7 protein-coding genes, 1 tRNA gene and 1 other annotated feature (1 of these 9 only partly in view) are annotated in these 9,598 nt (G+C 26.9%); all 8 genes read right to left on the reverse strand.

The annotated features are described in order from the left end of the window. Nucleotides 1–86: a binding site (T-box leader), on the reverse strand (it extends 111 nt beyond the left edge of the window). Nucleotides 87–173: 87 nt separating this feature from the next. Further along, entirely contained in the window at nt 174–533 is a 360-nt protein-coding gene (locus tag T514_RS0120760; RefSeq protein ID WP_027626474.1) for a DUF1667 domain-containing protein, read from the reverse strand. Between the two features lie 19 nt (nt 534–552). Further along, nucleotides 553–1,944 (reverse strand): NAD(P)/FAD-dependent oxidoreductase, encoded by a 1,392-nt coding sequence (locus T514_RS0120765; protein ID WP_027626475.1) that lies wholly within the window; start codon nt 1,942–1,944, stop codon nt 553–555. A 120-nt stretch (nt 1,945–2,064) separates the two neighbouring features. Continuing rightward, the gene (locus tag T514_RS0120770; protein WP_034869844.1) at nt 2,065–4,299 is read right to left on the reverse strand and encodes a hybrid sensor histidine kinase/response regulator; all 2,235 of its coding nucleotides are present in this window, start codon (nt 4,297–4,299) and stop codon (nt 2,065–2,067) included. A 144-nt stretch (nt 4,300–4,443) separates the two neighbouring features. Further along, nucleotides 4,444–7,146 carry a UPF0182 family protein gene (locus T514_RS0120775; RefSeq protein ID WP_027626477.1) on the reverse strand — a complete coding sequence of 901 codons (2,703 nt, stop codon included), beginning with the start codon at nt 7,144–7,146 and terminating at the stop codon, nt 4,444–4,446. A gap of 5 nt (nt 7,147–7,151) precedes the next feature. Continuing rightward, entirely contained in the window at nt 7,152–8,315 is a 1,164-nt protein-coding gene (locus T514_RS0120780) for a DUF362 domain-containing protein (RefSeq protein WP_027626478.1), read from the reverse strand. A 16-nt stretch (nt 8,316–8,331) separates the two neighbouring features. Next, nucleotides 8,332–8,847 (reverse strand): transcription repressor NadR, encoded by a 516-nt coding sequence (locus T514_RS0120785; RefSeq protein WP_027626479.1) that lies wholly within the window; start codon nt 8,845–8,847, stop codon nt 8,332–8,334. Nucleotides 8,848–8,893: 46 nt separating this feature from the next. Continuing rightward, nucleotides 8,894–9,394 carry an HD domain-containing protein gene (locus T514_RS0120790; protein WP_027626480.1) on the reverse strand — a complete coding sequence of 167 codons (501 nt, stop codon included), beginning with the start codon at nt 9,392–9,394 and terminating at the stop codon, nt 8,894–8,896. Between the two features lie 115 nt (nt 9,395–9,509). Continuing rightward, nucleotides 9,510–9,585 (reverse strand) — tRNA-Ala (locus T514_RS0120795). Nucleotides 9,586–9,598: the final 13 nt, after the last annotated feature.

The raw sequence follows: 9,598 nt of genomic DNA on the forward strand, positions 1-9,598 counted from the left end.
ATTCACAAAACAACTAGTACCAGTTTCCACCAACCACTGATTCTCTAAAACTACTATCTTGTTACTATTCTCTTCAACGGTTTATTAATATATTTTCGATAATTAATTTTTATTATATATATATTAACTATTAATGTCAACTTTTTTATGTATTGTGCATAAATTTCCTAAAACTACATCTTATCTACATTTTTACTACATATAATATTTACTCCTGTGTTTAAAAGATTATAACAAACTACATCCCCTATTCTTATGGGTGCACCTACATGAAGCATGCTTAATGCCTTTGAACATTCTATCCATAAACTTTTATTAATAGGCTTATCACTTTTCACTGGCACTACATTGCATTTAGCCCCTTTTATTCTAATAAGTGTAGTAAATATGCCTGTATTATTAACTCTTTCTTCCTTAGCATACTCAATTGCTCTTCCACATTTGTTTCCTCTAACCTCTATACCATTTTCATCCCAATCAAGAGAAACAATGCATTTATCTTCGCAACCTTTGCAAATGAACTCTTTTATCATTAAAATACATCCTTTCTAGCTATACTTTGCTAAACTCTTTAATCCTACCAGATACTATTTTTGAATTTTTTGAGTCCTTTACTATATCAGTAATTTTTTTATCTGTTTCCCTAGCTAAAATTTTCACTATCTTACTAAAACATTCTGATCCCTTACAATTTCCAAAAGTTACTCCTGTTCGCCTCTTTATTCCTTCTACTGTTCGAGCTCCTAGAGGTCTTCTTATAGCATCTACTATTTCTCCTTCAGTTACCTTTTGGCATGTGCAAATTATATTACCATATCTTTTATCCATTTTAATTATTTTATTTCTATCTTCATTTGAAAGATCCCTAAATCTATAGAAATCTCTTCTTTTATCTATAAAGTCCTTTTTTAAAACGCAATTTATATTGCTTATTATAGTCTCGCATACCATTTTTGCTATAGATGGTGTCATAGTTACCTGACCATAATGCTTACCTACCACTTTTATATATCCTTTATCAACTAAACTTTCATCTATTATTATTGTATCCTTATAAGATGGCCATTGATAAAATGCATTTATTTTATTTTCATCAATATCTCCTATTAATTCAGATATCTTTTTTAAAGTTTCACTGTATCCCAATACATCCTTTGTATTTACAGCAACCATCATATTTCCTTGAACAGTTGGAACAGTTAATATCCTTCTCCTTAATCCATTTAATGTAAATAAAATATTGTTGAAATCACCTTTATAATCTTTTTCCAATACAAAATAACTTAAATTACTTTTTTCCTTGTAAATTCTTTCTGAAGTATCTATACTATAATTTTGACCAGGCGTGGTGTTAATAACCATTTTACATGTGAACTTATTTTTATTTGTTATTACTCTAAATCCTTTTGTTATTTTTTGGATGTCAATTACCTCTTCTTCTAATCTAAATTTTACTCCATTATCAAAGGCAATTTCCCCATATGCTATTGCTAAATCATATGGACAAACTACTCCAGTATTTTTTGAATATAATGCCTTACTTACATTTATATTTAAATTAGGTTCTAATTCATATACTTCCTGACTACTTAAAAGATAGATATTCTTTATTCCTCTTTCAATTGACCTTTCATACATTTTATTTAATCTTTCTTCATCTTCTTTATTTTCTGCAATTATTAATGACCCACATCTTTTAAAAGGTACATCTATTCTTGTTGAAAGTTCATCAAACATTTTATTTCCCATCATTTCAAGTTTAGCCATTAAGGTGTCCTCACATTCAACTCCATCATAAACTATAGATGAATTTACCAATGCTACATCATCTGCAATGTCGTAATCCTTTTCAATTAGTGCTATATTTAAACTATACTTGGATAATTCATAGGCTACAGCACATCCTATTATACCACCACCTAATATAAGAACATCATAATCCATACCATTTCATTCCTTTCGGATGCTAATTTAATTGATTTCCCCCATTAATATTATATTACCTTTTTAGATAAGTGGTATAGTTTTTAATCATTTTTAATAAATTATAAATAATTTCTAAAATTATTTGTAGATATTTTTATAAGTTATAAGCATCTCCTTTAGTTTTTCCTTATTAATTGGCTTATTTAATATCAAATTGATATTTCTTGTTATATCATTATTAAAGTTTCCTACCCAACCAGTCATTAAGCAAAAGAAAACATTTTGATTTATTTTCTTTGCTACATCGCAAACTTGAATTCCATTCATGCCAGGCATTGAAAAATCGCAAAGAATTATATCATATTTTCTTCTCTGTAATTCATCTTCAATATTTGCATTACCACAACTTTTTACTTTACATTTTACAATAGATTTTATCATATCAGCTATAACATTTCTTATTTGTTGTTGATCATCTATAATAAGTATATTTCCTTCAAATTCTACTTTATCTTCATTGATATTTCTACTTACTTCGTTAACATCATCACAAATAGGTAACTCTATGTAAAAATATGTTCCCAAATTTTCCTTACTTTCTATTTTTATAGAGCCTCCATGATCTTGTATTATTTTATAAGATACACTAAGACCTAATCCAGAACCCTTGTTACCCTTAGTTGTAAAAAATGGTTCAAATGCCCTCTTTATTACATCTTCGTTCATTCCCATACCATTATCTCTTATTTGAATACTAACCATTTTATCTTTATTTTCTGTAATTATTTCTATTTTGCCGCCCTTGGTCATGGCATCTATAGCATTTCTTATTATATTTATAAATACTTCTCTTAATTCTGTTTCATTTCCTCTAACTTTTTCTCCCGACTTCAAATTTGATACCATATTTATATTTATTCCATTTAATGCACTTTCAGTAAGCCATTTATTTTTTGTTAAATCTATAGCGTCTAACATAATATCATCTATATTAAATATTTCTAATTTATTTCTTGTATTATATTGTTTAGTAAAACTCTTTACTTTGTTAGCTATATTTATGCCATCATACGCACATATTTCTATTATTTTAAGTTGTTTTATTATATTTTTATCTTCTATATTACTATCTTTTAAAAGCTGAATAGATCCAATTATAGGCGTTAATATATTATTTATATCATGAGCTATTCCCGCTGCCATTTCTCCCATAGCCCTAAGTTTTTCATTTTCGATAAGCTTATTTTGAAGATCAGAAAATTTATTTTGTTCCTGTATTAAATAAAAGGCTGTTCTGCATATAGATTCAATATAATCTATATCTTCCTTCGATATTCTTTTATTATTTTCATATCTACCTAACCATATAGTACCTTTTATATCTTCATAATAATCTACATAAATAGCTATACAACAATATAATGATAAGTTGGTAAACGTCTCTTTTAACTTTATGTCCTCTAATTCATTAAAATCTATAAATATACTAGAGCATTTACTAACAATTTCTGAATTCATCATATTATGATATGTAATTAAATTTTTATCATTTATCATATAGTATTTATGCCTTTTAGTAATTCCAAAGCAGCTATCTAAACCAATTACATTTTCCTTTAGCTTTTCCGTTGTATACATTATACAAAAGTCTACATTACAAATATCTTTTATTTTATTTAATATTATACTTTTAAACCCATCCTTGTCCGATGTTTTAGGTATATTGGAAAACATATCATTAAATAGTACTAAATTTTTATTTTGATATTTTAACTGTGCATTAGAATTTAAAATCCAAAGTATTCTGCTAATATTTTCACTACAATTAAAATATATTTCTTTATTTCTATCAAAAATAACCATATTATTAAAATTCAAACACAATCTTTCCAATAAGTTTACATTATAATTATAATTATCTATATATACCATATTGGTAACCTTTGAATTTGAATAAGAAAAAATGTTTTCTACACACCTGTTTAATTCCTTAAATTTTCCCATTCTTTTTGCAAAATTTTTAAAATCCCATATTATATTTATCTTTTCTTTTGTCTTGGCTGTATAACTCAATATTTCTAATAATTCATCAGAATTAACATTAAAATTTACAGGATCATATAACTTTATGCCTAGTATTCCATTATTTATACTATGTGTAATTATATCTGAATTAGAATAAAATATTTCCTCTAAATCTTTGTAAATTATATCATCAGTAAATATTAATACTTTTTCATTTTTATATAATGCCTTTGATATATATTCTTTTATAAAAATAGGAAAATTATTTGTATTTAGAAATTCTGTACTTATACATAATACCTTTTTTGATTTGTTTTCTTCTATTACCCTTTTATATGTATAGCTCATAATATACCTCACACAAATAAATTCTAAAATTAACATTCAACACCATTATATTAAAATCCTCTTATTTTATATAAAAAGTGCTAAAAAAATAAGTATTTTTTTAATACTTATTTTTTTAATAGACACAATATGACTAATATTAATTTATTTTGCCATATTTTCCAGCATCTTACCTAACCTTCCAATATATTCACCATATTTAGTCCAATCACCATCTTTTTGAGCTTGTATTGCCTTATTATATATTTCCTTAGCTTCTTTTATCCCTTGGATCTTACCTTTATCTACACTATTGCTTTCGCTCTTTTCTTTCACATTATTGCCATTTATATTGAAAAGCTGATTTAGTGCTGAATTTATATTTTCAGCCAATACTACCTTATCTCCATATGATAAAATTACTCTTTTAACTTCCGGTGCACTATTCTTCCCATTAGCTCTTAAGTACATTGATTCTATATATAACAATGAATTATTTACAGGTACTATTATTGTATCACCAAATTGTACATGAGATCCTCCTGCATCCCAAAGAGATAATTCTTTTGATATCAATGGGTCTTGCTTTAATTTTTGTTTAAAGAAGTAAGGACTATATATAGTTTTATGCGAAGGCAAGCTATACATGACAAATTTTCCATAATTGCCACGATCCATCCTAGCCCCTAAAATTGATGACATAGTGTTTCTATCTTTCATATTAAAGTATTCAAGCAGTACCATTTCTTCTGATTTTTCACCCTTAAGTTTCATTATTACACACGGTGACTCACTAACGGATTTTTCTGTTTCTACCAATTTCTGATTTTTTGAAATTTCCCATAAATCATCACCATTTAAAAACGCCATAGGATCTGTCATATGATACTTTTCTAGCACATTACATTGTATTTTAAATATATCTTCTGGATATTTAAAGTGCTGTCTTATACCTTCTGGAAGAGTATTAAAGTCTTTAAATAAGTTTTTGAATATCTTTGAATAGCTCATAACTATTGGATCATTTTTATCAACTATATAAAAACTCACATCCCCATCTAATGCATCTACAACTACTTTTACAGAATTTCTAATATAATTTATATTATTATACGGCTGAGAATAAGGATATCTGTTAGAGGTGGTATAAGCATCTATTATCCAATATAACCTGTCATTATATATAGTTATATATGGGTCCTTATCATATACTAAAAATGGTGCTATTTTGTTTACTCTATCTATTATGTTTCTATTTAATAATATTCTACTATCCCTTGTTATATCTCTTGAAAAAATAAAATTAAAATTTCTCTCACTAATTGCAAATAGCAACTTGTTAAAAAAAGTCATCCTAATTCCTGACTTTCCATCATACTCATTTATTTTATTATCTCCACCCTTAGGATAATCAAATTCTTTTAGCTTTGTATTAACTATAGCATAATCATTGGTTTTTTCTCCAAAATAAATTCTAGGATTTTTTAATGATATGTTTGTATTATTTTCTGGTGGTATATCTTTTATTAAAAAGTCAGGTTGTCCATCAGATGTTACTGAATTAACTTTACTCATAGCAACACCATAACCATGTGTATAAATTAAATGCCTATTTTGCCAAGTATCAGGATCTATATTTTGAAGATTAAGTTCCCTTGGAGATATAAATACCTGAACATACTTATCTTTTATTTTATACCTATCTATGTCCATGTCATTAAATATATAGTATGGTCTTATAGTTTGATACTGATTGTAAAATTCCAACGCAGGTTCAAAAGCATTTATTCTTATATTATCTATAATATCTTTATTAGCCTTAATATCTTCATTGGTTAGATCATTTTTTACATCAAGTTGTATTTCTTGTATATTATCTATATTAAAAGCTTTTCTTGTGTAATCTATATTATACTTTATGTAATTTTCCTCTAATTTTTTTTCATTGGACTTTACAAGAAATGTTTGTACCAAATTAGAAACTAATCCCTCTGATAATATTAAAATTAATATTATTGATATAGATATTACTATAGGTTTTATCCTTTTCCTCAATACACTTAAAAAAACTACTATAGAAGCAATCAAAGAAACAACAATTATTATCTTATAAAATATTAAAGTAACATGTATATCAGTATAACTTGCACCATACGCCACTCCTCGTGGGCTATATACTAAATTCCAAGATTTTATGAGAAAACCTAATGAAAGAAATAATAATATAAGTGCTGAAATTATGGCTAATTGTCTGCCAGCAAATGTAGTAATTCCACTTTTTATTTCTTGCACATTGGAAAAAATATTTTTAGAATTACCATACTGAACTTTATCCTTAATATCCAATAAAAAATAAATTACAAGTGTCACTAATACCAAAAATATTAAAAGTGACATTATTGCAGTATATGTTGATTCTATGAGTGGTAATTTGAATATATAAAAAGATACATCATTATTAAAAATCGGATCCTTGACTTTAAAATCTATGGAATTGGTAAATTGAATAATATTGTACCAGTATTCATTAGAAAAAATATACGCTGTAATAAAAGATACTATAAAATCTACTAGAAAGAATATTTTATCCTCCCTTTTTCTTTTTTTAGTATCTAACTCCAATTCCTTTTTTAATTTAAATATACTTTTTTTTAGTGTACTATAATAAGTCCAAATGCATAAAAAAACTATAATAAATGATGGTATTAATAATTTAGCTACAGCTATAAGTTTAGTAAAATATACTGATAAATATGATACCTCTTTAAACCATTCTATATTTATAATAAAGCTTGATATTCTATTAAAAAATACAACAATCAAAAGTACAATTAATATAAATGATATAGTTGTTATACCTTTTTTCAAAAAATTCACCTCCTATCCATTCGAAGTATTTTCCCCAATCTATTATACTTAACTTCAATAGCTCCAACTGGGCATAACTCTTGACAACAAAAACACCTTATACACTGATCCATTTTCCAATCAGGCATTATTTGGCCATTATTATTGATCATATATATTGCTTTAGGATTCTCAGGACACACTTCAAGACACCTCTTACAGCCTATGCACCTATCCTTTTTAAGCGAAGGATAAGGTGCTATCATTCCTCTTAAAAAATTCGTAACTGTAGGATTTATAAAATAAAAATTGCCTCCTTTTCTACATAACTTAAAATTCTTTGCTTTTAAATCCTCTATTTTTTCTCCTATTACCTCTATGTTTTCTGGTAATACTGCGCCATATTTATGATCATAAACCTCTTTAAGTACAGGTATATCCAAAGGATTATCATACCCTATCAATCTTACTGCAACAGAGTCTACAGCTGTTATACTTTTTCCCATTATAATAGTATTTAAACTATATGGATCTCCGCTTTTAGGCCCATTTCCCTCCATAGCTACTATTCCATCTAAAATTGCAAAATCTGTTCCTACAACAGTATTTAAATCTAGTAACATCTTACAAAAATTATTAGCATCAGGCATTCTTGTATGCCAAGTAGCCTTTTGTGTACCTGGTACACAACCAAACTGATTTTTTATTGCTCCTGTATAATATGCCATAGCATGAGTTTTTAATTTAGGAAGAGTAATTAATATATCAGTCTCATAAGCAGCCCTTGCAACATTCCATGACTTACAAAGTATTGAATCATCTAATTTCACATGAACCGATTCCTTAAAATCTTCAAATTGTATATTATATTTTTCAGCTATACCTAAAAGTCCTGATCTTTCTGCTGCCCTTTGAGAATCACCAAACCCTGGGGAATCTCCGAAACTTATATTAGTAGAATAATCCTTTAAGATTCTTATGACAGCTTCAAAAACCGTATAATGAGTAACTACAGGTGATCCTGCTTTTTCTATACTTAACATATTAGGTTTTAATAAAACTTTACTATTATATGGTATTAGTTTTTTTAAAAAACTATCTCCCCCTAAAAATTCAAATCCCTCTCTTAACTTTTTTTCAATTAAATTCACATCATATTCATCACATCTTAAAAGCGCAACTTTTTCCATTAGATTATCTCCATTCTTACCCTTCTATTAAATACCCTTTACTTTTTAACTCCTCTATTATTTGTGTCATTTGCTCTTCATTATCAGTGAATATAGTATGTAAATGTATACCATTCGTAAGGACAAGTAGTGGCTCAGCTTTATGGTTCTTAAATTTATTTATAAAGCTTTCTATATCATATAAATTTTTAATCATAAGCATAGCCTTAATTTCTCCATATAAAGGATGATCTATTATAACATCTCTCACAATTCCGCCATACTTAATTATTGTTTGTAATTCATCTTTTATTTGATCTGAGTTATGAGCTAAAGCTAAAATTTTAGAATAATAATTTTCTCCATCTTTATTTATTATATACCCTTCTGGAGTAGCTATTATATCAATTCCTTTTGCTCTTAATATAGCAATATCTTTTACTATTACTTGCCTCGTTATTCCTAATTCATCTGCTAGTTGCTGTCCCTTTAAAGGTTTAGTACTCTTAATAAGCAATTTTTTTATATATTCTCTTCTTTCTATTGAATCCATAGTATTTAAACCTCCTAAAAAAGCTCGCTACTTTATACTTAGTAAGCTAATTTTTATCATCACAAAATCTTAATATATTTAGTTCCTTATTTTCAATTATGGATTTATTATGATGATTTTTTATTAGATATAAAAAACTTTCATCATACCCTTTATTTTTCAATATACAATATCCCTTTTCAGCATGATTATAATATGCATCTATTTTCTTTAAACTCGAATATCTTTTAATTTTGCCTTTAGATAATCCATCTAAAATAACTAAAATTGATTTATCAACTACATTTAATTTATATGTAACCTTCCCTATATCATGAAGAAGGGCAACTTTAATTAACTTATTTTTATCTAAATTTTCTTTGCTATCTTTGCATATCTGATCTATATCATAAGCTACTCTTACTGAGTGTTTTTGCTCATCTATGGAAAGTTTATTGAAAAGGTTACTTTCATAGTCATTTAGATATTTTTTCACAAAAGATTTATCCTTATTATTCATTTTATCTGTCATACATTGGTAGAATTGTTTTACCCTATACATATTCATATATATTCTCCTCTGTACTTATATATCCTCTTTAATTCTAATATATTAGTTACAATTTGTATATTAACAATTTGTAAACGAAAAAAAGTTCATGGTAATTACCATGAACTTTTTATGGTGGAGATAAGGAGATTCGAACTCCTGACCCCCTGCTTGCAAGGCAGGTGCTCTCCCAACTGAGCTATACCCCCATATGGTGGACCT

This window comes from Clostridium lundense DSM 17049 (assembly GCF_000619945.1).
GTDB classification, from domain to species: Bacteria; Bacillota; Clostridia; order Clostridiales; family Clostridiaceae; genus Clostridium_AO; species Clostridium_AO lundense.

Bases quoted from the DNA above. Each gene is read 5' to 3' on its own strand.
- T514_RS0120760 (WP_027626474.1), bottom strand. From the start codon at position 533: ATGATAAAAGAGTTCATTTGCAAAGGTTGCGAAGATAAATGCATTGTT.
- T514_RS0120765 (WP_027626475.1), bottom strand. From the start codon at position 1,944: ATGGATTATGATGTTCTTATATTAGGTGGTGGTATAATAGGATGTGCT.
- T514_RS0120770 (WP_034869844.1), bottom strand. From the start codon at position 4,299: ATGAGCTATACATATAAAAGGGTAATAGAAGAAAACAAATCAAAAAAG.
- T514_RS0120780 (WP_027626478.1), bottom strand. From the start codon at position 8,315: ATGGAAAAAGTTGCGCTTTTAAGATGTGATGAATATGATGTGAATTTA.
- T514_RS0120785 (WP_027626479.1), bottom strand. From the start codon at position 8,847: ATGGATTCAATAGAAAGAAGAGAATATATAAAAAAATTGCTTATTAAG.
- T514_RS0120790 (WP_027626480.1), bottom strand. From the start codon at position 9,394: ATGAATATGTATAGGGTAAAACAATTCTACCAATGTATGACAGATAAA.